This window comes from Rhodopseudomonas palustris, from assembly GCF_003031265.1.
In the GTDB taxonomy this organism is placed as follows: domain Bacteria; phylum Pseudomonadota; class Alphaproteobacteria; order Rhizobiales; family Xanthobacteraceae; genus Rhodopseudomonas; species Rhodopseudomonas palustris_H.
In genome coordinates this window covers 2,107,898-2,131,515 of the sequence record NZ_CP019966.1, presented here as the reverse complement: position 1 = coordinate 2,131,515, position 23,618 = coordinate 2,107,898, and the positions used below count along the sequence as shown (strand labels likewise).

Annotated in this window: 15 protein-coding genes; 9 read left to right on the top strand and 6 right to left on the bottom strand. The window is 65.9% G+C overall.

Annotated elements, in window-relative coordinates; translation table 11 throughout:
* Window positions 1–155: 155 nt before the first annotated feature.
* The 5 genes from RPPS3_RS09825 to RPPS3_RS09805 all read left to right on the top strand — a co-directional run bounded on the left by RPPS3_RS09825 (window position 156) and on the right by RPPS3_RS09805 (window position 7,222).
* Window positions 156–941, top strand: a complete 786-nt coding sequence (locus RPPS3_RS09825) for a fumarylacetoacetate hydrolase family protein (RefSeq protein ID WP_107343906.1) — start codon at window positions 156–158, stop codon at window positions 939–941.
* 240 nt (window positions 942–1,181) lie between these two features.
* Window positions 1,182–2,177, top strand: a complete 996-nt coding sequence (locus RPPS3_RS09820; protein ID WP_107343905.1) for an NAD(P)H-dependent flavin oxidoreductase — start codon at window positions 1,182–1,184, stop codon at window positions 2,175–2,177.
* Between the two features lie 45 nt (window positions 2,178–2,222).
* Window positions 2,223–3,191 (top strand): zinc-binding dehydrogenase, encoded by a 969-nt coding sequence (locus tag RPPS3_RS09815; protein WP_107343904.1) that lies wholly within the window; start codon window positions 2,223–2,225, stop codon window positions 3,189–3,191.
* A gap of 125 nt (window positions 3,192–3,316) precedes the next feature.
* Complete coding sequence (locus RPPS3_RS09810) at window positions 3,317–4,696, top strand: cation-efflux pump (RefSeq protein ID WP_107343903.1); 1,380 nt, start codon at window positions 3,317–3,319, stop codon at window positions 4,694–4,696.
* 216 nt (window positions 4,697–4,912) lie between these two features.
* On the top strand, window positions 4,913–7,222 hold the full coding sequence (locus tag RPPS3_RS09805) for a PAS domain-containing sensor histidine kinase (RefSeq protein WP_107343902.1): 2,310 nt from the start codon (window positions 4,913–4,915) through the stop codon (window positions 7,220–7,222).
* A 391-nt stretch (window positions 7,223–7,613) separates the two neighbouring features.
* On the opposite strand, the gene RPPS3_RS09800 is transcribed toward RPPS3_RS09805, so the two are convergent.
* Window positions 7,614–11,012: an autotransporter domain-containing protein gene (locus RPPS3_RS09800; RefSeq protein ID WP_234820161.1), complete on the bottom strand. Its 3,399-nt coding sequence runs from the start codon at window positions 11,010–11,012 to the stop codon at window positions 7,614–7,616.
* 466 nt (window positions 11,013–11,478) lie between these two features.
* Between RPPS3_RS09800 and RPPS3_RS09795 the strand changes: the two genes are divergently transcribed.
* Both RPPS3_RS09795 and RPPS3_RS09790 read left to right on the top strand, forming a co-directional pair.
* Window positions 11,479–12,501 carry a helix-turn-helix domain-containing protein gene (locus RPPS3_RS09795; RefSeq protein ID WP_107343900.1) on the top strand — a complete coding sequence of 341 codons (1,023 nt, stop codon included), beginning with the start codon at window positions 11,479–11,481 and terminating at the stop codon, window positions 12,499–12,501.
* Between the two features lie 100 nt (window positions 12,502–12,601).
* Window positions 12,602–12,853, top strand: a complete 252-nt coding sequence (locus RPPS3_RS09790; protein ID WP_107343899.1) for a hypothetical protein — start codon at window positions 12,602–12,604, stop codon at window positions 12,851–12,853.
* A 58-nt stretch (window positions 12,854–12,911) separates the two neighbouring features.
* Here the strand turns inward: RPPS3_RS09790 and RPPS3_RS09785 are convergent, their stop codons facing one another.
* From RPPS3_RS09785 to RPPS3_RS09765, 5 genes are all read right to left on the bottom strand, one after another.
* Window positions 12,912–15,884: a bifunctional [glutamine synthetase] adenylyltransferase/[glutamine synthetase]-adenylyl-L-tyrosine phosphorylase gene (locus tag RPPS3_RS09785; protein ID WP_107343898.1), complete on the bottom strand. Its 2,973-nt coding sequence runs from the start codon at window positions 15,882–15,884 to the stop codon at window positions 12,912–12,914.
* Window positions 15,881–17,329, bottom strand: coding sequence for a sensor histidine kinase (locus tag RPPS3_RS09780; RefSeq protein WP_107343897.1), 1,449 nt, complete (start codon window positions 17,327–17,329; stop codon window positions 15,881–15,883). The genes RPPS3_RS09785 and RPPS3_RS09780 overlap by 4 nt, the downstream gene beginning before the upstream one ends.
* 228 nt (window positions 17,330–17,557) lie before the next feature.
* On the bottom strand, window positions 17,558–18,727 hold the full coding sequence (locus tag RPPS3_RS09775; RefSeq protein WP_413776056.1) for a methyl-accepting chemotaxis protein: 1,170 nt from the start codon (window positions 18,725–18,727) through the stop codon (window positions 17,558–17,560).
* A 363-nt stretch (window positions 18,728–19,090) separates the two neighbouring features.
* Entirely contained in the window at window positions 19,091–19,771 is a 681-nt protein-coding gene (locus tag RPPS3_RS09770) for a response regulator transcription factor (RefSeq protein ID WP_107346534.1), read from the bottom strand.
* Between the two features lie 276 nt (window positions 19,772–20,047).
* Window positions 20,048–21,619, bottom strand: coding sequence for a Do family serine endopeptidase (locus tag RPPS3_RS09765; RefSeq protein WP_107343895.1), 1,572 nt, complete (start codon window positions 21,617–21,619; stop codon window positions 20,048–20,050).
* A gap of 368 nt (window positions 21,620–21,987) precedes the next feature.
* Here RPPS3_RS09765 and RPPS3_RS09760 point away from each other — a divergent pair, with 368 nt between their 5' ends.
* Window positions 21,988–22,896 carry a ferritin family protein gene (locus RPPS3_RS09760; RefSeq protein WP_107343894.1) on the top strand — a complete coding sequence of 303 codons (909 nt, stop codon included), beginning with the start codon at window positions 21,988–21,990 and terminating at the stop codon, window positions 22,894–22,896.
* A gap of 53 nt (window positions 22,897–22,949) precedes the next feature.
* Entirely contained in the window at window positions 22,950–23,438 is a 489-nt protein-coding gene (locus tag RPPS3_RS09755) for a ferritin-like domain-containing protein (protein WP_107343893.1), read from the top strand.
* Window positions 23,439–23,618 lie beyond the last annotated feature (180 nt).

The window sequence follows — 23,618 nt, the reverse complement described above, 5'->3', positions numbered from 1 at the left end:
CGAGGTTGTTAGCAACGAAGCCTCTCCCCGTCATTGCGAGCGCAGCGAAGCAATCCAGAAGCGCCAAGCACGGAGCTGGATTGCTTCGTCGCTACGCTCCTCGCAATGACGCTGAAAGAGCTTCAGTTATAGGAACGACAAAGGAGACTATCGCCGTGACCAAATGGGTTCGTTTTCGCGCCAAGGGCGCGGTCGGGTTCGGCACTATCGCGCATTCCGATATCACCGTGCATGACGGTGACATGTTCGGCGCCAACAAACCGACCGGGCAGACGCTACAGCTCGGCGATGTCGAGCTGCTCAGCCCATGCGCGCCCGGCAAGATCATCGGGCTGTGGAACAACTTTCGCGCGCTCGCCGCCAAGCTCAATCAGTCGATCCCGCCGGAGCCTTTGTACTTCCTCAAAGCCACCACCAGCGTCGCATCGCACGGCGCCGTGGTGAACCGTCCCGCCTCTTACGACGGCAAGGTGGTGTATGAGGGCGAGCTCGGCATCGTCATCGGCAAGCGCGCCAGCAACATTTCCGAAGCCGACGCCGCGTCGCACATCTTCGGCTACACCTGCGTCAACGACATCACCGCGGCCGATATCCTCAACCGCGATCCAAGCTTCCCGCAATGGGCGCGCGCCAAGAGCTTCGACGGCTTCGGTCCGTTCGGCCCGGCGATCGCCACCGGGCTTGATCCGCAGGCGCTGTCGATCCGCACCATTCTGAATGGCGCCGAGCGGCAGAACTACCCGGTCGCCGACATGATCTTCACTCCGCACAAGCTCGTCAGCCTGCTGTCGCACGACATGACGCTGGAGCCCGGCGACTTGATCTGCTGCGGCACCTCGGTCGGCGTCGGCGTGATGAAAGAACCGGCCAACGCCGTCACCATCGCGATCGAAGGCATCGGCGAACTGCACAATGAATTCCGTCAGGCGGCGAAAGCCTGACGCTGTCTCGCCACAACACGTCATTCCGGGGCGCGCGCAGCGCGAACCCGGAATCCAGAATTTGTTTTCACTCCGCCGAGATTCCGGGTTCGCTCGCTGGCGCGAGCGCCCCGGAATGACTCGGTGAGATGCCGCTCCCCTCCCCACGCATTGGACATTTCGCTGTCGCTTCGGCAATCTCCCGGCCGCCAGCAACAGCAACAGGCGCGTCAGGCGCCGGCATGTCCAAGGGGGACCCAAATGATCAAGACCCGTTTCACCGAAGCCTTCGGCGTCGAACATCCGATCGTGCAAGGCGGCATGCAATGGGTCGGCCGGGCCGAGCTGGTCGCCGCCGTCGCCAATGCCGGCGCGCTCGGCATGATCACCGCGCTGACGCAGCCGACGCCGGAAGATCTCGCCAAGGAAATCGCGCGCTGCCGCGAGATGACCGACAAGCCGTTCGGCGTCAATCTCACTATCCTGCCGGCGATCAAGCCGCCGCCTTACGCCGAGTATCGCCGCGTCATCATCGAGAGCGGCGTCAAGATCGTCGAGACCGCCGGCAACAAGCCGCAGGAGCACGTCGAGGACTTCAAGAAGCACGGCGTCAAGGTGCTGCACAAATGCACCAGCGTCCGCCACGCGCTGTCGGCGGAGCGGATGGGCGTCGACGGCATCTCGATCGACGGCTTCGAATGCGCCGGCCACCCGGGCGAGGACGACACTCCCGGCCTGGTGCTGATCCCGGCCGCCGCCGACAAGATCAAGATCCCGATGATCGCTTCCGGCGGCTTCGCCGATGCGCGCGGCCTGGTCGCGGCGCTGGCGCTCGGCGCCGACGGCATCAACATGGGCACCCGCTTCATGTGCACCAAGGAGAGCCCGATCCATCAGGCGGTGAAGGAAAAGATCGTCGCCAATGACGAGCGCTCCACCGACCTGATCTTCCGCACCCTGCGCAACACCTCGCGGGTCGCCAAGAATGCAATCAGCCAGCAGGTGATCGAGCTGGAGAAGCAGGGTGCGACCTTCGAGCAGGTCAAGGAGCTGGTCGCCGGCTCGCGCGGCAAAATGGTCTATGTCAACGGCGACACCGACGAAGGCGTATGGTCGGCGGGCATGGTGCAGGGCCTGATCCATGATATTCCAAGCTGCGCCGAGCTGGTGTCGCGGATCGTGCGCGAGGCGGAGGCGATCATCCGCGGCCGGCTCGAGGTCATGACCTCGGGCGGCGCGCGCGAGGCCGCGGAGTAAGACGCGCGCGCCGGGTCGGCGCCGCGAGAACAGGACGAGCTTGCGATGAAAGCCTATGTCTACGGCGCCGCCGGCGCCGCCATCACTGAAGTCGACAAGCCGGCGCCGAAAGGCCCGCAAGTCCTGATCCGGGTCCGCGCCTGCGGACTCAACCGCGCCGACCTCGGCATGACCAAGGGCCATGCTCATGGCGCCGCCGGCGGCGTGGGCGCGGTGCTCGGCATGGAGTTCGCCGGCGAAGTCGTAGCGCTCGGCGACGAGGCCTATGGCTGCAAGGTCGGCGACCGCGTGATGGGCTCCACCGCCGGCGCGTTCGGCGAGTACACCCTCGCCGATCACGGCCGGCTGCTGCCGATCCCGGACGGCATGAGCTTCGAAGACGCCGCCACCCTGCCGGTCGCGCTCACCACGATGCACAATGCGGTGGTGGCGATCGGCAAGCTGCGCTCCGGGCAGTCGGTGCTGGTGCAAGGCGCCAGCTCCGGCGTCGGGCTGATGGCGATGCAGATCGCCAAGCTGAAGGGCGCCCGCAAGGTGATCGGATCGTCGACCGACAAGAGCCGCCGCGAAAAGCTGCATCAGTTCGGTGCGGATCTGGCGATCGACTCCTCCGGCGACGGCTGGGTCGATCAGGTGCTCGACGCCGCCGGCGGCGCCGGCGTCGATCTCGTGATCGACCAGGTCTCCGGCAAGGTCGCCAACCAGAACCTCGCCGCCACGCGGGTGCTCGGCCGCATCGTCAATGTCGGCAGGCTCGGCGGCACCCATGCGGACTTCAATTTCGATCTGCACGCCGCGCGCCGGATCGACTATGTCGGCGTCACCTTCCGCAGCCGCAGCGTCGAAGAAGTCCGCGAAATCTTCCGCCAGGTCCGCGGCGACATCTGGCCGGCGGTCGAAGCACGCATCTTGAAGGTGCCGGTCGACAAGGTGTTTCCGTTCGCGGAGATCGGCGCCGCCTTCGCCCACATGGAAGCCAACCGCCACCTCGGCAAGATCGTGGTGACGCTGTAACGACGCTCCTGCGGCACGCTCTAAACTGAGACTAATTCGCAGCTAGTCCAAACTGACCTGTTACCCACTAGGGTAACGGGCCGCGCGCCTTTTCGGCGTCGCACGAGGCTGCTAAATCCCCCGCCATGAACGACATCGCCAGCACCAAGTCGCGAGTGGCCGCGGTCTCCGTTGTGGCGAGTGCCACTATGGCGGCGGCGAAATTCGCCATCGGCATCGCCATCGGTTCGCTGGCGCTGATTTCCGAAGCTCTGCACAGCTCGATCGATCTGGTCGCCACCATCATCACCTGGTTCGTGGTGCGGATCTCCGACCGCCCCGCCGACGACGCGCATCACTACGGCCACGGCAAGATCGAGAGCCTGTCGGCGCTCGGCGTGATCGCGATGCTGTACGTGCTGGCCGGCGGCATTCTGGTCGAGGCCTATAGCCGGCTGCGCGAAGGCGCGCCGCCGCCGACCTTCTCGTATCTGGCCTTCGCCATTCTCGGCGTCGATATCGTCGTCAATCTGTGGCGCGCCTGGGCCCTGCACCGTACCGCGGTCGCCACCAAGAGCCAGGCGCTCGCCGCCGACGCGCTGCATTTTGCTTCCGACGTGCTCGGCTCGTTCGCGGTGATCGCCGGCCTCGCGCTGGCCGCTGCAGGCTTTCACTGGGGCGACGCTGCGGCTGCGATCGGCGTCGCGGTGATGATCTCGCTGCTCGGCCTGCGGCTCGGCCGCTCGACCATCCAGACCCTGCTCGACCGCGCACCCGAAGGCGTCTCTGACAAAGCACGCGAGGCGATCGGTGCGGTGCCGGGTGTGGTCGGCATCGAACGGCTGCGCGCCCGCATGGTCGGCCCGACGCATTTCATCGACGCCCTGGTCGAAGTGCCCCGCACCTACCCGATCGATCGCATCGACGAGATCAAGCGCAAGGCCCAGGAATCGATGTCGGCGATGTTCGGCGATGCCGACCTCACCTTCACGGCGATTCCGGTGGCGCGCGACAATGAAAGCGTGCGCGAGCGCATCATGGTGATCGCCCGCAATTCCGGTCTCGCGGTCCACCACGTCACTGTGCACGATCTCGGTCACAAGCTGATTGTCAGCATCGACCTCGAGGTCGACGGCGATATGCCGCTGATCGAAGCGCACGACATCGCACACAAGCTCGAGGATCACATCCGCGAGGACTTCGGTGCCGATGTCGAAGTCGACACCCACATCGAGCCGCTGGAGCCGGAGCTGCCGCAGGGCTCCGATGCCGCGCCCGCGCGTGTCGAAGAGATTCGGCTGGCGCTGCGCCGCCTCACCCACGACGGCGCGATCCACGACGTGCACAGCGTCCGTGTGCGCGACACCGAGGCCGGCGAGATCGTCAACTTCCACTGCTACGCCGATCCGTCGATGAGCGTGATCTCGGTGCACGAGCACGTCGACGAAATCGAGCGGAAGCTGCGCGCCAAGTTCCCCTCGGTGAAGCGCGTGATCAGTCACGCCGAACCGCCGAACGCGGACTGAGACGAACAGCGCGCAATAAACTTTGCGGCCGTTCCTGTTTCGGACTCGACTCACGAAAAAATGTCGGCGCGATTCACCTTTGGATAAGAATTTTTCCGACGGGCTGAGTCGTTGACTCTCGACAGCCCCCTAAAAGTCGATTCAAATCCTAATCATGATTCGAACGGCGCTCGCTGCTTCGAACGGGTGCTGACGGATACTTGGTGGGGGCCACGTATGGCGCGCGTGCAGGCAGCGGACGCCTGCGCTCAATCCGATTCAATTAAAGGATTGGCGCAGTCGATCGCTAAACCCGCCTATCATCGGCTGCTGAATGCAGAGCCGGTGTTGCGGCGCGCGGTGCCTTTGCTGATCATCGCATTTCTGGTCACCATCTTCTTCGGTGCCGCTGTTCAGATCATTGAGCAGAGCAAGCAGAAGCGCGGTGCGATGAACCGCGATCTCAGCGCACTCGCCGATCTGATCGCCGAGCGGCTCGAGCATATCGGCGTGGTCCGGCTCGACCGCCCTGCCTCGATCGAACGGCTGCAGAATCTTCTGCCCGGACTGATCCCGACCTGGGGCATCGCCGCGGGTCGGCACGTCATCGTCACCAGCGCCGATCAGCGGATTCTGGCGCGCGTGCCGATCGGCGCCGAACCCAGCCTCGACAACCGTTTCCTCGAAGTGCTCGGCGCGGCGTCGTTGACCAAGTCCGGTCAGTCGAACGGTGTCACTGAAATCACCCTGCCCGGCGGCGCTTCCGCGCTGGCGACGATGCACGTGGTGAAGTCGCTGCCCGGTCAGGTCGTCATCATCCAGGAGGACACCGGCTCGGTGCTGCGATCGGACACCGCACTGCAGGTCACGCTGTCGGCCACCACCGGCTTCGTGGTGCTGATCCTCGGCTTCGCCTTCCATTGGCAGTCGACCCGCGCCCGCGAGGGCGACCTGATCAACGACGCGGTGCGCAGCCGGATCGACACCGCGCTCAATCGCGGCCGCTGCGGCCTATGGGATTGGGATCTCAGCCGCGGCCGGATCTTCTGGTCGCAATCGATGTTCACGATCCTCGGCCTGGAGAGCCGCAACGACCTCCTCACCTTCGGTGAGGTCAATGCGCTGGTGAAGGGCGAGGACATCGACCTGTTCGCGATCGCCGACGAACTGATGGCCGGCCGGGTCGATCACATCGACCACAGCTTCCAGATGCGTCACGCTCATGGCCATTGGATCTGGCTGCGGATGCGCTGCGAGCTCACCCAGGAGTCCGGCTCGACCGAGAAGCACCTGATCGGCATCGCGGTCGACATCACCGAGCAGAAGAGCCTTGCCGAGCGTTCGGTCGAAGCCGATCTGCGCCTGCGCGACGCGATCGAGACCATCCCGGAAGCCTTCGTGCTGTGGGACGCCGAGAACCGTCTGGTGCTGTGCAATTCGCACTTCCAGCGGCTGCATAAGCTGCCGGACTCGGCGGTGACGCCCGGCACCTCCTACGAGACCATTCTGGAAGTCGGCCGCATGCCGCAGCTCCGCACCCGGCTGTGCGACAACGGCGCGGTGATGCCCGGCGCCCGCACCTTCGAGGCGCAGCTCGACGACGGCAGCTGGCTGCACATCAGCGAGCGCCGCACCAAGGACGGCGGCTACGTCGCGGTCGGTACCGACATCACCAGGATCAAGGCGCACGAACAAAAGCTGGTCGACAACGATCTGCGGCTGCGCGCCACCGTCGCTGATCTCAAGATCACGCAGTCGAAGCTGGAGAAGCAGGCGCTCGAACTCGCCGACCTCGCCCGCAAATACGCCGACGAAAAACGGCGGGCCGAGGAAGCCAATCAGACCAAATCGAAATTCCTGGCCAATATGAGCCACGAGCTGCGCACGCCGCTCAACGCCATCATCGGCTTCTCGGAGATCATGGGCAGCGGCATGTTCGGCACGCTGGGCTCGGAGAAGTATCAGGAATACTGCCACGACATCATGACCAGCGGTCACTATCTGCTGGAGGTGATCAACGACATTCTCGACATGTCGAAGATCGAAGCCGGCCGGATGCGGCTGGAGATGGAGCCGCTCGATCTCGCCAAGACCATCGGCGAGTCGCTGAAAGTCGTGGCCGGCCGCGCCGAGCACAAGCATCTCGACCTGCGCTCCGAGCTCAACGACCAGATTCCGATCGTCGCCGACCGCCGCGCCATCAAGCAGATCCTGATCAACCTTTTGTCGAACGCGGTGAAGTTCACCCCCGACGCCGGCCGGGTGACGGTGCGCGGACGCGTCGCCGGCGGCTCGATCGTGCTGATGATCGCCGACACCGGCATCGGCATTCCGCCGCAATCACTGCGCCGCCTCGGCCAGCCATTCGAGCAGGTCGAAAGCCAGCTCACCAAGAGCTATCACGGCTCCGGCCTCGGCCTTGCGATCGCCAAGTCGCTGGTCAATCTACACGGCGGCTCGATGCGGCTGCGCTCGACGCTCGGCGCCGGCACCATCGTGATGGTGAGCCTGCCCCGCACCTGCCAGCAGCGCCCCCTCGCCGCCTGATCTTGCCAGCCTGGCTCTTGCGCGGCTTGGTCTCTTTTCCCGCTTGTTTTTCCCGCCCCGTCTCGGCCGCTGTGCAGCTGTGGTGTCTGTCTCTCTCCACGGGCGAAGGAGATTCCGGGTTCGCGCTCCGCGCGCCCCGGAATGACTCGTGGTGAGTTCGGACGCTCTACACAACGTCATTCCGGGGCGCTCACGCAGTGAGCGAACCCGGAATCCCGAGATGCTCTGATACCCGGCCTCCACGCGATCGACCGGCGACCACATTGAGAGAGGCATACTGTCCGGTTCGCCCTTCTTTCCGTATCAGCCAATGCCTTCCACCCACGCGCAAAAACAAGCCCCGGTTCTGATCACTCAGAACCGGGGCTTGCTTGAGCAATGAGAGGTTCGCTTACCAGTTGACGCGGGCGCCGGCCGAGACCTGGTGGCTGGTGGCGTTGCTGCGATACTCGCCGGTGTAGGCGGCGAACATTCGGAACGTCTCGGTGCGCCAGCCCGACAGCTTGGCGCTCACCAGCGCGGCGTTGCGGCCCGGCTGCGCGGCATCGACCAGGAACGCTTGATCGAGCAGCGCGGCTTCGCTGACCAGCGTGCTGTCACGCAGGTCGTAGCCCCAGCCGACCTTCAGCTCCGGCGCCAACGTGGTGCCGTCGGTGGTGCGCAGCCGCGCGCTCACCGCCGCGCCGACCGTGGAGGTCAGCTTGTCGTAGGTCCGAGCCGCATAGACGAGGCCGATCGGCAGCTGGCTTTCGCTGTAGGCGTCGCGGCGGAAGCCCTGCCAGGTCATGCCGACGAACGGCTTCAGCGTCACGTCGTGCCCCATCGCAAACCGATAGCCCGCCTCGAACGTGGTGCCGACGCCGACGCCATTGGCGCTGCCCTGCAGGCTGGTCGGCGACAACAGGATCTGGCGGCTGGTCGCCATCTGGCTCGGACCGGCCGCGATGCGGAAGTCGAGCACGGCAGCGCCCGGCGTCCAGCTCGCATAGGCGGCGCCCGCATAGGTATCGACGGTGCCCTGCATGTCGGTGCTGGTCGCCGTGGTGCGCGCGTAGCCGAACGCGCCGCCGGCGTTGAAGCTGTTGGAGAACCGCCGATCGACGCCGACCGCGAAGCCGGCGCTGACCGCCTTCGAGCCGGACAGATCGCCGCTATCGCCGACCCGGCTGTTGCGACCGAAGCCCTGGCCCCACACCGACCAGCCGTCCTGCACCCGCTCGGCCGGCGAGATGCTGGCGAACGCGTTCATCGCCGCATTGGTGCCGGCGCCCATCGTGTTGCTGCCCGCATAGGACATCGCGAAGGATTGCGCGGTGCCGTTCTGGCCGATCTCGCTGCCCGACGTCAGCATGTCCTGGCGATCGCCGATCGCGCCGAGGAAGCCGGTGAACGCCTGCAACGGCGCGCTGGCCATCGCCGGCTGGCCGGAACCGGGGAGCTGATTCAGCGCCTTGTCGAACTCGGCCTGAGTGTTGAGCTTGTACAGCGCGTCGTACAGCGCCTTCTCGTTGGCACTCGGCATCACGCCCGAGGCCGCACGCTTGTTGTCGAGGATGCGGGCGATCGACTGCTGTGTCGGCCCCAGCCTGTCGGCTTCGGCGAGCTGGCTGAAGCTCGACGGCGTCACCGCCAGGGCGATCGAGGTCGGGTTGTAGATCAGGTCGAAGCGGCCGTTGGCCGGCAGCCCCGAGGTCGGCTGCTCCAGCTTGGAGAAGCTGCCCGCGGTGCTGGCGCCATCGGTCGCCTGCACAAACGCGAACTTGGCGCCGATTGCCGGCGTATAGTTGCTGACGGTGCCGACGCTGCCACGCAGCACCGGCGTCAGCGTGCCGGCCGCGTAGAACACATTGCCGGCGCCGGTGACGTAGATCTTATCGTACGTGCCGGGGCCGCCCGGCACGATCAGCGAGCCGTCGATATCGATCCGCGTCGTGGCGGTGGAGGTCAGCGTCACGTTGCCATTGAAGGTCAGCGTGCCGACCGAGTTGCCGTTCAGTACCGTGCCGGCCGCCACCACGTTGTTGTTCACCAGGTCGCCGATATTGGCCATCTTGCCCGGCGACAGCGTGCCCGCGATCACGGTGTCGCCGGCGATCGTGCCGAAGCCGGCCAGGGTTGCGGGCTGCGCCACTTCGAGGCGATGGCCCGCCGACATCGTCAGCGTGCCGTCGACTGCGAGCGTGCCGAGCTGGGCGAATACGTTGCCTCCGGCGTCGGTCCGGCCGGAAATGCTCAGGATGCCGGTGCCGACCTTCGAGAAATCACCGTCGGTGGTGAGCAGCCGGCTCCAATAGGTGGTCTGGTCAGCGGCAACCGACACTGCCGTGTTGGCAGCCAGGCTGGTCGGGCCGTCGGTGGCCCGATCGAGCCGGATCAGACCGTAGCCGAACACGGCGTCGACGCCCGGCGCGCCGAGATCTTCGGTGGTCGAGAACAACAGGCGCGACAGGTCCTGCGCGTTGTAGCTCGGATTGGCCTGGATCAGCACCGCGATCGCGCCTGACACCGTCGGCGCCGCCATCGAGGTGCCTTGCGCGAAGCCGTAGGTGTTCACCGGCACGGTCGAATACACCAGTGCGCCCGTTGCATCATCGCCGCCCGGCGCGGCAACGCACCAGCTCGCGGTCACGCCGCAGAGATTCGAATAGGACGCGGCCGCCTTGGTGATGCCCACCGACATCACCGAAATGATCTGTCCCTGCTGATGTTGAAGGGCAGATCCGTCGAGCTGCTGTCCCTGATCGTCATAGACGCCAAGCCCGGCATGCGCCGGATTGAAGAACGGCATCAACGCGATGCCGTTGGCATTGCGGGCGGCGACAGGATTCTCGGCGCGGTCGTTGCCGGCCGCGGCGACGATGATCTTGCCCGCTTTGAGGACATTGAACGCGGCATTCGCCTCGTCGTCGATGTTTCCGACGGTCCAAAGCTTCAGATTGGTCAGACCGTCGGAGTTCGGACCGTAGCTGGCGTTATAGACCATCGTCCCGCTCAGGCCCGCGAAGTAGTTCAGCGCCAGCGCGGAGGAGTCGACGTTCCCGTATGTGGTGTAGCCCTTCTCGGTGATCGCGCGCAGCGGAATGATGCTGGCATCGTAAGCGACGCCGTGCGCGTCGACATTGGTGAACTTCTCGGCCGCGATAATGCCGGCGACGTGCGACCCGTGGATGTCGGTCTTCTGCGCGCTCTCCGGAGAGAGATCATTCGGATCGAACGCCTTGCCGATCTCGACGACGTAGTTCTTGCCGAGGTTGGTGCGCAGCTTGTTGACGAGGCCGGCATTGGTCGTGTCGAAGCCGGTATCAGCCACCGTCACGGTGACGCCGGCGCCGGTGAAACCGCGGTTATAGGCGCCCTGGGCGCCGATCATATCCAGGTTCCAGGTCTGCTCGGCCGTAGTTGGCAGCGGGTTCGGCAGGTTCGGCGAGTTGTTCACCGCCATCGCAACGTTCTGATACGACGATGCGGTCAATCCCGAGACCGACGCGGTACGGGTCGCGAGCACTTGCGCAGCGTTCGGTGCGAGCACCATGCGCTGGCCGGAGGTCAGCACGCCGAGATCTGCAGCGGTGGTGACGTCGCGCATCGCCGTCGGCGCCAGCGTGGAGACATGACGCACCACCGCGTCGCGTAGTCCCGGATCGCGATACGTGCTGTCGTAGGCCTGCGCGATCAGCGCGCGCTCGCCCTGCCGCATCGCGTCGGAGAATTTCGCCTTCAGTTCGGGCGACAACGCAGTCTTGGCAACCGATTTCGAAGGCGACTCCGCCGCATACAACGCGGCTGACATCGGAGCGCTGACAAGAAACGTCGTACACAACAGCAGCGACGAGAGATGACGAAAACGCCCCACGGTGCTCACGGACTTTCCCTTCCTGTCCGAGCAGGCGCCTCAGCCGCGCATGCTCAGTCTTCTGTCTCGATCGGCGAACTGACGAACACTTCGCCTTTGTGTTCGCGTAGTTCTAAATCGGTGCTAATGCGTCGCGACAGAGCGGAGCGGCCGGATTCAGGTTGAAGGCGGCGCTTTCCTTTGACTTTGCGTCTCAGAACAGGATGGGCGGGAGTTTCGGCGACCTCTTCGCCTTGGCGCGGGCACACGCGGAGCGCGCAATCCATCGCAACCGCGTCCTGTCGGCTGGCGGCGCGGAGACGCATCGTCTTTCGTGGAAAAACCCGCTAAGCTGAAGGCACTTGGCCGCCGGCGGCGCAAATGCCGATGGCCTGTCGAGGCGGCTTGAAGATCAATCGACCCGATGGCGTCCCTTCCCCGACTCTATTACGTGACCTCCGGCCTCGACGAGGCGAACGCGTTCGCGACTTGGCGTGCGGTGATCTCGCCGCTGTTCGAACCGCGTCCGTGCGGGCCGAGCCGCAAGACGCCGACCGGATCAGCCTACGGCATCATCATCGGCGACCTGGTGGTCGCCAAGGTGGCGTTCAACGCTCAGGATTTTGTCCGCGACGCCCACCGCATCTCCGTGACGCCGGATCATCTGCTGCTGCACCTCTACGTGTCGGGCGGCTTCAACGGCGAGGTGACGCGGCAGCAGACCGTGATCGGCCCCGGCAAGGTGGCGTTGATCGATCTCGCCTGCCCGATCTCGACCCGGGCATTCGCATCGAACACGATGTGCCTGATCGTGCCGCGCAAGCTGCTCGGCGGGCTGCCGCTGCATGCGCTCAAGCCGAAGCTCGATCCGCTGCGCAACGACCTGCTCGCCGCCTATATCCGCTCGCTGCAGGAGCGCAGCGCGCAGCTCACCGAGGCCGACGTGGCAACGACAGTGGCGGAGACCGCCGACTTCCTGCGCCGCCTGCTGGCGCCGTCCGCCGAAGCGGATCTCGCTCCGCAGCGCGGCGCCGACGAGACCATTCTGGCGCTGACCGAAGCGCTGATCCGCGACAACCTCGCGCAGCCGGAGCTGTCGCCCGACTGGCTGGCGCAGCAGCTCGACGTGTCGCGTGCCTCGCTGTACCGGCTGTTCGCCGAGCGCGGCGGGGTGATGCGTTATGTCCAGGAACGCCGGCTGCTCGCGGTGCAGGCGGCGCTGGCCGACCCGGTGGAGACGCGGCGGCTGTCGCGCCTCGCCTCCGATCTCGGCTTCAAGAGCGAGGCGCATTTCAGCCGCTCGTTCCGCGCCCGGTTCGGCATCACCGCCAGCGCCTATCGCAAGGCGCAGCTCGATGCCTCAGCCGCAATCCAGCTCACCAGCCCGGCGGTGGTGCAGCAATGGTGGACCGCGGTGGCGCGCGATCCGTTCAGGCAGGCCGTCTGAGCGACAGCATTCCGAGCAACGCTGTAGCCTAAAATCCGTCTTGTCCGCGTTCGGAGCGGCCGTGTAAGAGCGAACCGACGATTGATGCGAGGAGCCCGGCGTGGATTTCAGCACCGCCTTCCACCAGACCTCGGTTTGGATGTTTCGACTGGCGTTCGTCGGCGCCGCGGTCGGCATCGGCTACATCGTCATGACCAAGCAGGACGAGACACCTGCAACGGCGCCCGCCTCTATCGCGGCCCCGATCGACGATGGCGTGACCGGCTGCAAGCCGATCGGCCAGACCGCGAGCGGCAAGCTGGTGTATTCGATGGATTGCGAGCAGCTGCCGTCCGCCGACGCCGCGAAGTAAGCGCGCCGGACCGTTACAACTCCCCGAGCGAGAGAACTGCAGCGCGCGAAGCTGCGCCTTAAGCGTCCTCGCCGCCGATCAGGCGGTTGAAGATCGCGCGCACGTCGGACTGGGTCTCTTTCACCCGCGCCTGCAGCGACGAGAAGTCCGGCGCGTCACCGGCACGCACCATCACCCGCAACAGATCGTCGCCGGCGGTGTCCGGATTGAACTTCTCGCTGACGCACAGCCGCAGGATCTGCGTCAGGTCCTGATACAGCCGCGCTGCGGGCCGCAGCACTTCGGCATCAGCCTGTGCCAGGAAACCGAGCCGGGTCGCATGGTCGAGCGCGGTGAGCGTATTGACGTGCAGGATGTCCGGGGCCTCGTACGCATGCACGAGCTGCAAATACTGCGCGATGAAGTCGATATCGACCATGCCGCCGGCGGCATATTTCAGATCCCAGACGTCGTCCTCGCCCTTCTCCTGCGCGATTGCGCGGCGCATTTCGGCGACGTCGTTGGCGATGATCGCCGCGTCGCGCGGCCGCGTCAGCACCGCACGGATCACCTGCTCGATCCTGCTGCGAAACTCGGGCGCGGCCGAGATCACCCGCGCCCGGGTCAGCGCCAGATGCTCCCAGGTCCAGGCTTCCTGTTCCTGATAGGCGGCGAACGCATCGAGCCGCGACGCCACCGGGCCGGCGCGGCCCGACGGCCGCAGCCGCATGTCGACGTCGTACAGCACGCCGTAGTTAGTCCGCGTTGTGAACGCCGAGATCAGCCGCTGGGTGAACCGCGCGAAGTACTGCGCGCCGTGTAGCGAGCGCTCGCCGTCGCTGTCGGGCTGATCGTCGTCGAAATCATAGATCAGGATCAGGTCGAGGTCGGACGACGCCGTCATCTCGCGGCTGCCGAGCTTGCCCATCGCCAGGATCGCAGTCTGCTGTCCTTTGACCCGGCCGTAGGTCGAGGCGAACTGCTCGCTGACCAGGCCATGCACCGTGCCGACGATGCCTTCGGCGACGTCGGCGAACGCCACCGCCGCCTGCTGGGTCGGAACAGTGCCGGACAGAATCCGCGTTCCGATCAGGAACAGGCTCTCCTGGCCGAACAGCCTCAGCCGATCGAGAAACTCTTCGTACGAGCCGGCATCCGCCAGCGTCACTGCCAGCCGCGCCGACAGTTCGGTCTGATCCGGCATCGCGCCGAAGAACCGCGGGTCGATCAGGCCGTCGAGGATCTGCGGCTGCCGTGCCAGCATGTCGCCGAGCCGTGGCGCGGCGCCGAGCACCAGCGCCACCAGCGTCAAGAGTTCGCGGTTCTGGCTCAGCAGCGAAATCAGCCGGCCGCCGCGATGCAGCGCCTGCAGCAGGCGATCGAACGCATTGACGGCGTCGTCCGGCTGTTCGGCGCGCGCCAGCTCCTCGATCAGCGCCGGCACAAATTCGCGGAACGCGCGCTGCGTGGTCTCGACCTTGAGCACGCGATAACCGCCGGTCATCCACTGCTGCAGCGTGGTCGCGATCATCAGCGGCTTCTTGTAGCCGAGCGACAGCAGGTGATCGAGCAACCGCGTGTCTTCGGGGCCCGCGCCGTAATCGACCGGCGGCAGCTTGGCGGTGCCGGTCGGATCGCCTTCGAACAGCTTGGCGTAATGGCCCTGCACCCGTTCGAGATAGCCGAGCAGATCGCGCGCAAACGAGTCCCGGCTGTCGTAGCCGAGGAAACGCGAAAACCGTTCGATCGCCTCGACGGTGTCGGGCAGCGCGTGGGTCTGCTCGTCGGCGATCATCTGCACGCGGTGCTCGACCTTGCGCAGGAACAGATACGCTTCGGTCAGCTCGTCGCGCGCCTGCCAGGTGATCCAGTTGCGCGCCGCCAGAATCTCCAGCGCCTCCAGCGTCGGCCGCACGCGTAGTTCGGGATGGCGGCCGCCGGCGATCAGTTGCTGGGTCTGGGCGAAGAATTCGATCTCGCGGATGCCGCCGCGGCCGACCTTGACGTTGTGGCCTTCGACCGCGATCTCGGTCTGGCCGCGATAGGTCTGCATCTGCCGCTTCATGTCGTGGACGTCGGACAGCGCGGCGAAATCGAGATGCTTGCGCCAGACGAACGGCGCGATCTCCGACAGCAGCGCTTCACCGGCGACGAGATCGCCGGCGCAGGGCCGCGCCTTGATCATAGCGGCGCGTTCCCAGGTGCGGCCTTCGCGTTCGTAGTAATTGAGCGCCGACACGGTCGAGAGCGCCACCGGCGTCGACGCCGGATCGGGCCGCAGTCGCAGGTCGACGCGGAACACGTAGCCGTCACCGCGGCGCTGCTGCAGAATCCGGCTGAGCCCCTGCGTCACGCGGACGAAGAACGGCTGCGGTTCGATGTCGGGCGCGAGCGTCGGCGCATCGAGCTCGTAGAACACGATCAGGTCGATGTCGCTCGAATAGTTCAGTTCGCCGGCGCCCATCTTGCCCATCGCCAGCACGATCAGGCCGGAGCCCTGCTCCGGGCAATCGGGATTGGGCGGCACGATCCGGCCGCGGCCGGCTTCCTGGCGCAGCAGGAAGCGCAGCGCCATCTGCACCGAGCGGCCGGCGAGATCAGTGAGCGCCTGCGTCACCTGCATCACCGGCCAGATCCCGCCGATGTCGCACAGCGCGATCAACAGCGCCGCCTCGGCCTTGAGTCGGCGCAGCGCCGCCATCACCTCGTCTTCGGCCGACGCTGCAGCGACGTACGTCTCGGCGTCTTCGAGGAGCTTGGCGAGCCTCTGTTCCGGAGCGCCGCGCAGCACCCGCAGCAGCCGCACCGGATCGGCCCGGATCAGATCGAACAGATACGGCGAGGCCTCGGTGATCGACTGCAGCGCGGTCTGCAGGTCGGGGAACGCGTTGCCGAGAGCAGCGATCGCATCGGCCTGTTCAGGCGCCAGATCGCCCAGCCAGCCAGCCCAACGCTCCGCCGCCAGTACGGGATCGTACAGGCGCGGTCCGGCGCCGAAGCGCGCGGCCAAAGCGGTCTGGTCGAGGTCCGCGGTGATCGCGGAAAAAATCATGCCGGCGCCGGTTCGAGAGTTGTTGCGGAGGCCTGTCCTTCGCCCGTGCGGGCCGGAATTGCAAGCGTGGCGCGCAAACCCGGGTCCGCGTCGGCAAGTCGCAGTTCGCCGCCGTGCAGCCGCGCCACCGCCGAGGCCAAGCTGAGGCCAAGCCCGGAGCCCGGCAGCGTACGGCTGGCCTCGAGCCGGACGAAGCGCTCGATCGCGTGCTTGCGGTCGCCTTCCGGAATACCGATGCCGTGGTCGGTGACGCTGAGCAGCACCTGATCGCCATCACGCCGCGCCTCGATCAGCACGGTGGCGGTGGTGGCCTCGGCGCTGCCATCCGCCGGCGGCTGCGGCTTGCCGTACTTGATCGCGTTCTCGACCAGATTGGCGAGCGCCTGGCTGATCAATTCCCGATTGCCGCGGACCGGCGCGGCCAGAGCCTCGACCTGCAGGCTGAGCTCGTTGTCTTCTGCCAGCGGCTCGTACAATTCGTGGATGTCGCGTGCGATCTCGGCGGCGTCGAAGTCGCTCATGTCGCCGCTGGCGTAACCGGCTTCGGCGCGCGCGATCATCAATAGCGCGTTGAAGGTGCGGATCAGACCGTCGGACTCCTCGATCGTGCTCTCCAGCGCGACGCGATAGTCGGACTCGCTGGAGGCCCGCGCCAACGCCTCCTCGGCGCGGTTGCGCAGCCGCGTCAGCGGCGTCTTCAAATCGTGCGCGATGTTGTCGGAGACCTCCTTCATCCCCGACATCAGGGCTTCGATCCGCTCCAGCATCGCGTTGAGATTTTCCGCCAGACGGTCGAGCTCGTCGCCGCTGCGCCCGACCGGCAACCGGCCCGACAGGTCACCCGCCATGATCCGCTGCGTGGTGCCGGTCATCGCATCGATCCGCCGCAGCACGCGGCGCGCCGCGAACACGCCGCCGCCGAGGCCGAGCACGACGACGATCAGCACCGACCATTGTGCCGCCGAGCGCACCACTTTGTTCAGCCGCCGCCGCTCTTCGAGATCGCGGCCGACCAGCAGGCGAAAGCCGCTCGACAGCTCGGTGACGCGCACCAGCGCGCGGTGATCGGAGCGCTCCTGATCGTCGAGCCGGCGATAGAACGTCTCGCTCCAGCCGAGCTTGCTCATCACCCCCGGCGCCAGCGCGCCGACATTGCCGGCGACCGCCTGCCCGGCCGGCGTGGTGACGAGATAGAGATTGGCGCCGGGCCGCAGCGCGCGGTTCTCGAGCGTGAACACCACGCCGCGCAGACCGCGTCGGCCGTAGATGTCGTTGATCTCGGCAATCTCGGCGTCGACCGTGGTGGTGATCTGATCGGTGATCAGCTTGCGCGTGGTCCAGGCAAAGTACGCCACCAGCGAGGCCGCAAACAGACCGAACAGAAACAGATAGACCAGCGTCAGCCGAAACGCGGTGGTTCGGATCAGTTTACCGAAAGCGGTCACGGATCACGTCCCGGCGGAGATGCTCTTGAAGGGTTTTCATGCCCGCAAATTAGCCACTTCGGCTCTGAATCCAAAGTGACAAATCGTTCAAGTAGCGGACCGCTACGCCTGCAGCGCTCGAAGAGCCGGACACAGCAAAAGCCGAGGCGCCGCCCTTGGACAGGCGACGCCTCGGTGTGAGTGATAGCTGGAATAGCACAGCTCGCCGCCGCAAGCGGCGAGTTGGCGCTATGAAGCGCGCACGGTGCGAAGGAAGCGGCTCACTTCGTCTTCGAGCCGGCCGCTCTCCTGCGACAGCGACTGCGCCGACGACAATAGCTGCGTCGACGACGAGCCGGTTTCGACCGCGCCGCGCTTGACGTCCAGGATGGTGGCGGAAACGCGCTCGGTGCCTTGCGCAGTCTGCTGAATGTTGCGCGAGATCTCCTGCGTCGCCGCGCCCTGCTCTTCCACCGCGGACGCGATGTGCGCCGAGATTTCCGACAGCTTCTCGATGGTGCCGCTGATCTCGCTGATCGCGCCGACCGATTCCTGCGTCGCCGACTGAATGCGGCTGATCTGCTGGCCGATCTCGCCGGTGGCCTTCGCGGTCTGCTCCGCGAGCGCCTTCACCTCGGCAGCGACAACCGAGAACCCACGACCGGCTTCACCGGCGCGCGCGGCCTCGATCGTCGCATTCAGCGCCAGCAAGTTGGTCTGGCCCGCGATGGTGTTGATCAGTTCGACGACGTCGCCGATCCGCGTCGCGGCCTTCGACAGTTCGCTGACGCGCTCGGTGGTGTTGCGCGCCTGGCCGACGGCGTCACCGGCGATCCGCGCCGATTCCTGCACCTGCTGGCTGATCTCGCGGATCGACGACGACAACTGATCGGTCGCCGACGCCACCGACTGCACGTTGCAGGTCGCTTCTTCGGACGCGGCAGCAACGTTGCTGGCGAGATGCTGCGAGGTGTCGGCCGTGGTGGCAAGCTGGCGCGCCGAGCTTTCGAGATCGGCCGACGCAGTCGACACCGTCCTGACGATCTTGCCGATCGCGCTTTCGAAATCGCTGGCGAGCTGATGGATCGAGTCGCGCTTCTGGTTTTCCGCCTTCACCAGGTCGTCGATGTCGACCAGCGAGCCGCAGGCGCGCCGCGGCTTGCGGTTCTCGTCGAGCACCACACCGCCGGTGGCGCGGAACCAGCGATAGCTGCCGTCCTTGACCTTGAGGCGATACTTGACGTCGTAACCGATGCCGGTCTGGCAGGTCTGGGTGAAGGCCGCGAAGGTCGGCGCGACATCGTCGGGATGCAAGCGGTCCGACCAGGACTGCACGACGTTCGGGAATTCGGCTTCGGAGCTGTAGCCGCACAGCCGGCGGAATTCGGACGACCAGGTCCACCGCGCCTTGGGATGCATCGCATCGCCTTCGTGCAGGATCGCGTCCCACAATCCGATGCCGCAATGAAGCGACAGGGTGTCGAGCCATTCGGCCTTCTGCAGCAGCTCCTGTTTCTTCTGGCGACCCATCAACATGCGGCTTTTCACATCCCTGATTAGCAGTGAGTTTGCAGGACGTTCGCATGTGAAAGTTAAGAAACGATGGGTGCGCTGTATTTAGATACCCAGAAACACTACGGGGGTAGTGCTTTTGCAGCCAATCGCCACCGCTGAGCAGCGCTACGCAGACGGCACCAGACTGGGTGTCTGCGCGGCCGTCGGGCATCTGTTTGGTCTTGTCGGAGAGCCTCGCCGCCGGCGCGACGAGGCGCAGAGCGAGGCTCAGCGCAGCCCGTCGCGGATCATGTAGCCGGCGCCGCGGATGGTGTGCAGCAGCGGGTGATCGAAGCCCTTGTCGATCTTGGCGCGCAGCCGGGAGATGTGGACGTCGATGACGTTGGTCTGCGGATCGAAGTGATAGTCCCAGACGTTCTCCAGCAGCATGGTGCGGGTCACCACCTGGCCGGCGTGCTTCATCAGATATTCGAGCAGCCTGAATTCGCGCGGCTGCAGCGTCAGCTCTTCGCCGCCGCGGGTGACGCGATGCGACAGCCGGTCGAGTTCGAGATCGGCGACGCGGTAGCTGGTTTCTTCCGCCGGGCCGCCGTGACGGCGCGACAGCACCTCGACGCGCGCCAGCAGTTCGGCGAAGGCGTAGGGCTTCGGCAGATAGTCGTCGCCGCCGGCGCGCAGGCCCTTGATGCGGTCGTCGACCTGGCCGAGCGCGGACAGGATCAGCACCGGGGTGCGGTTGCCTTTGTCACGCAGGCTGCCGATCACCGACAGGCCGTCGCGCTTCGGCAGCATGCGATCGACCACCAGCACGTCGTAGTCGCCGCTCTCCGCCATCGCCAAGCCCTCTTCGCCGTCGCTGGCGAGATCGGCGATGTGGCCGACCTCGCGAAACGCCTTGACGAGATAGTCGGCGGATTCGCGGTCGTCCTCGATGATCAACAGACGCATATTGCTGTCGGATTTGTTCAAACTCTGCGGGCTCTGATGCAACATGACGCGGCTTCAGCCTCCTTGCAAGGCGGCTCGATCGGGCCCCAAGGGGGAACGGGCGATGGAGCTGGGGGACTCCACCGCCCGCCTAGACCTTCCGACGGAGGGGGGCTGAACTCCTTCCGGAAGGTGTAAAGGCGGGGACGAGCGGGGTTGCGACCCGTCCCCGGGACAGCGCCGTCGGCTGGGGGCGACGATTGCCGGCGACACTCTCCAATTTCTCAGCGCGGCCGATCAGCCCTTGGCGATCGGGATCGCGACGAAGCGCGAGGCGCCTCCGCTGCGGACCCGGACCAGCACGCTGTTCTTGTTCTCGGTCTTCGCGGTGGCGAGCACGTCGCGGACATCCGCCGGGCTCGACACGTTCTTGCCGGCGACCTCGAGGATCACGTCGCCTTCTTTGAACCCGCGATCGGCCGCGGCGCCCTTCGGGTCGACGTCGGTGACCACCACGCCATCCTTGCCGGCACCGGCGACCGAGCTGGCCGGCGCCAGCGTCAGGCCGAGCTTGGGCAAATCGAGGCCCTGATTGGCACCGCCGCGATCGCCGCGGTCGGTATTGTTGCTGGCTTCGATCTTGTTCGGCAGTTCGCCGAGCGTCAGCGTCAGCTCACGCTCCTTGCCCTTGTGGAACACGGTGAGCTTCACCGAATGCCCCGGCGCGAACGCACCGATGGTGCGGGCGAGCTCGCGAGCGTCCTTCACCGAGGTGCCATCGACCGCGGTGATCACGTCGCCGGACTCGATGCCGGCCTTGGCGGCGGGGCCGTTCGACTGCGGCTCGGCGACCAGCGCGCCTTCCGCCTTCTTCAGGCCGAGGCTGTCGGCGATCTCCGGGGTCACCGGCTGCACCTGCACGCCGATCCAGCCGCGGCTCACCGTGCCGCGATCCTTGAGCTGCTCGACCACCGCCTTGACGGTGTTGGCCGGGATCGAGAACGCGATGCCGATGCTGCCGCCCGATGGCGAATAGATCGCGGTGTTGACGCCGACCACTTCGCCCGCGGTGTTGAACGCCGGGCCACCGGAGTTGCCCTTGTTCACCGGCGCGTCGATCTGGATGAAATCGTCATACGGACCGTTGCCGATGTCGCGGCCCATCGCCGAGACGATGCCGGCCGTGACGGTGCCGCCGAGGCCGAACGGATTGCCGACCGCCAGCACCCAGTCGCCGATCCGCGGCTTGCCTTCCGACAGCTTGGCGTACGGGAAGTTGGATGCACCTTCGACCTTGATCAGCGCCAGGTCGGTGCGCGGATCGCTGCCGATCACCTTGGCCTTGTGAGTCTTGCCGTCGTCGGTGGTGACTTCGACCTTGTCGGCGCCTTCGACCACGTGATTGTTGGTCACAGCGTAGCCGTCGGCCGAGATGAAGAAGCCCGAGCCCTGGCCGGTGATCATGCCGCCGCCGCGATGGCCGCGCAGGCCGGGGGGCATCTCACCGCCGAACCGGCGGAAGAAGCGCTCCATCGGCGAGCCGGGCGGCAGCGAGAAGTCCTCGCGGTCTTCGTTCTTGGCCATCTTGTCGGCGATGTTGACCTTCACCGAGATCACCGACGGCTTCACCTTGTCGACGATGTCGGCGAAACCGACCGGCTGCTGCGACGGCTGGACGTTGGCGCCGACCTGCTGCGCATGCGCCGGGGTGGCGATCAGATCGAACGGACCATGGCCGAGCCCGACAGCGCCCGCGCCGAGACCGGCGACCACCGAGGCCATCAGCGCGAACTTGCGCGCCGACAGCAGCGACCTCGACAGCGGCCGGTGCGAAGACTGCGTGGACAGGACGGGACGACGATCGTGCATTGCGTGAGGCTCCGAAGACCAGTTGAAACGGAAGGTGCCGAGTGATCAGCACCGTTGCTTCGGAAGATGGGGGCTGGAGCCTTACGGCGGTCTGGCGAGGGAATTAAACTTTTGTAATTTTGGCGGTATTCGGCCGCCGCGGGGCGCGACGGATGGTCGCTTACCCGCCCTGCCCCGGCCCGCAGAATTGTCGCCGTTCGTACATTCGTGTCGGGAATCCGATCCGCCTTTGGTCGCAGCCGGCGACCGCCCAGGCACTGCAACTAACTGAATTACTTAGTGATCACTGCTGGCCTGGTTCTTGCCAAGGCGCTGCCGGAGGGCGCCGGCAAGGCGTCGATCAACCCCTGACGACAGGAGAGTGCGACGTGGCGAACATTACCTTCTCATCCCCGGTCATGGCGAAGGACGTCACCGTATATGCGGTGGCGGGCGATCGCGGGACCATTCTGGCGGTTGCGAAATCGCACAACATTCCGATTCCATTCGATTGCCAGGACGGCGAATGCGGTTCCTGCCTGGTGCAGGTCGAGCACTTCAATCCGAAAGCGAAGTCGGCGGTGGCGCTGACCGAGAAGGAAAAGGAAGTGCTGCGCCAGCTCGGCAAGATCACCAAGGACGAGATCGCCAACGCCGAAGTCAACGACATCCCGCCGCGCTATCGCCTCGCCTGCCAGTGCTTCGTCCGCAACGAAGACATCCTGGTGCGGTTCGAGGGTGACAAGACCAAGCCGCAGCGCCTCGCCGTGACGCCGGCCGCCGCGCACTACAAGGGCGGCATGGAGATCAACACGCCGCAGGAGTTCTTCAGCTATGCCGCCAAGGTCGAGGAAGACGCCGCGCTGCACTACGACAGCCTCGCCAAGGCGATGGCGGACGCCGGCAACGCGCCGGTGGCGAAGCTGTTCGCGCAGCTCGCCGACTTCTCGCGGCTGCACCTGGCCGAAGTGAAGTCGCGCGCCGGCAACGTCGACCTCAGCAAGAACGTGCCGCCGGACTACGCCTGGCCCGACCACGCGACGCCGGAACGCGCCGCGGTGTGGGCCTCGGACACCACCCTCACCCGGCTCGGCGCGCTGAAGGCGGCGCTGCAGGGCGAGCGCCGCGGCTACGAGTTTTATCGCGCGGTCGAAGCCACCACCAAATCGCCTGAGGTCGCCGCGGCGGCCAAGGAATTCGTCAACGAAGAAGCCGAGCACGTCCGCATTCTCGAGGCCTGGATCACCCAGGAGGAATGGTCGCTCAAGCACGCCTCCAAGGCTGCGGAGAACGCCTGACGACAGCGACGGCCGTCGCCACTCCGGCGACGGCCGAACAAGGAGAGACGACGATGGAAACAGTCGAAGAGTTTCTGGCGCATTCGATCAAGCTCGAGCAGGAAGCCGCGCTGCGGTTCGGTCAGCTCGCCGACGCGATGGATAGTTGCGGCAACAAGGAAGTATCGAAGCTGTTCCGCCAGCTCGCGGACTACTCGCGGATGCATCAGGCCGACGCGCAGGCACGCGCCGGCTTCCGCGACATCCCGCAGATGGAGCCCGGCGATTTCCAATGGCCCGGCCTCGAAAGCCCGGAAGCCGCCGCGATCTGGGGCACCGACCCGTTCATCGGCCGCGACCTCGCGCTGCAGATCGCGCTCGAAGCGGAGACCGGTGCGTTCGACTGGTACAAGAACGTGCTCGACACCACCGACAATCCCGAGATCAAGATGCTGGCCAAGGAATTCGTCGAGGAAGAAAGCGGCCACGTCGCCGAACTGCACCGCTGGATCGCGCTGCACAAAGCCGGCAAGCCGCTGCCGATGGAAATTACGCCGTTCTAAGCCGCGGCGGCTCCCAGCCCCGCCGACTGCCAGCCGATCGAACTGCGCGAGGCCGACGACGGCCTCGCCACCATTTGCTGCGATCTGATCGCAAGACAAGGTGCAACGGTCGTGGCCAGCAGATCGCAATCGTCGGCATGCCTCGCATCGATGATCCGCGATCGCGTCATCACCGTGCTG

Bases quoted from the DNA above. Each gene is read 5' to 3' on its own strand.
- RPPS3_RS09795 (WP_107343900.1), top strand. From the start codon at position 11,479: ATGGCGTCCCTTCCCCGACTCTATTACGTGACCTCCGGCCTCGACGAG.
- RPPS3_RS09815 (WP_107343904.1), top strand. From the start codon at position 2,223: ATGAAAGCCTATGTCTACGGCGCCGCCGGCGCCGCCATCACTGAAGTC.
- RPPS3_RS09775 (WP_413776056.1), bottom strand. From the start codon at position 18,727: ATGCATCCCAAGGCGCGGTGGACCTGGTCGTCCGAATTCCGCCGGCTG.
- RPPS3_RS09770 (WP_107346534.1), bottom strand. From the start codon at position 19,771: ATGCGTCTGTTGATCATCGAGGACGACCGCGAATCCGCCGACTATCTC.
- RPPS3_RS09755 (WP_107343893.1), top strand. From the start codon at position 22,950: ATGGAAACAGTCGAAGAGTTTCTGGCGCATTCGATCAAGCTCGAGCAG.
- RPPS3_RS09805 (WP_107343902.1), top strand. From the start codon at position 4,913: ATGGCGCGCGTGCAGGCAGCGGACGCCTGCGCTCAATCCGATTCAATT.
- RPPS3_RS09810 (WP_107343903.1), top strand. From the start codon at position 3,317: ATGAACGACATCGCCAGCACCAAGTCGCGAGTGGCCGCGGTCTCCGTT.
- RPPS3_RS09765 (WP_107343895.1), bottom strand. From the start codon at position 21,619: ATGCACGATCGTCGTCCCGTCCTGTCCACGCAGTCTTCGCACCGGCCG.
- RPPS3_RS09820 (WP_107343905.1), top strand. From the start codon at position 1,182: ATGATCAAGACCCGTTTCACCGAAGCCTTCGGCGTCGAACATCCGATC.
- RPPS3_RS09800 (WP_234820161.1), bottom strand. From the start codon at position 11,012: ATGTCAGCCGCGTTGTATGCGGCGGAGTCGCCTTCGAAATCGGTTGCC.
- RPPS3_RS09785 (WP_107343898.1), bottom strand. From the start codon at position 15,884: ATGATTTTTTCCGCGATCACCGCGGACCTCGACCAGACCGCTTTGGCC.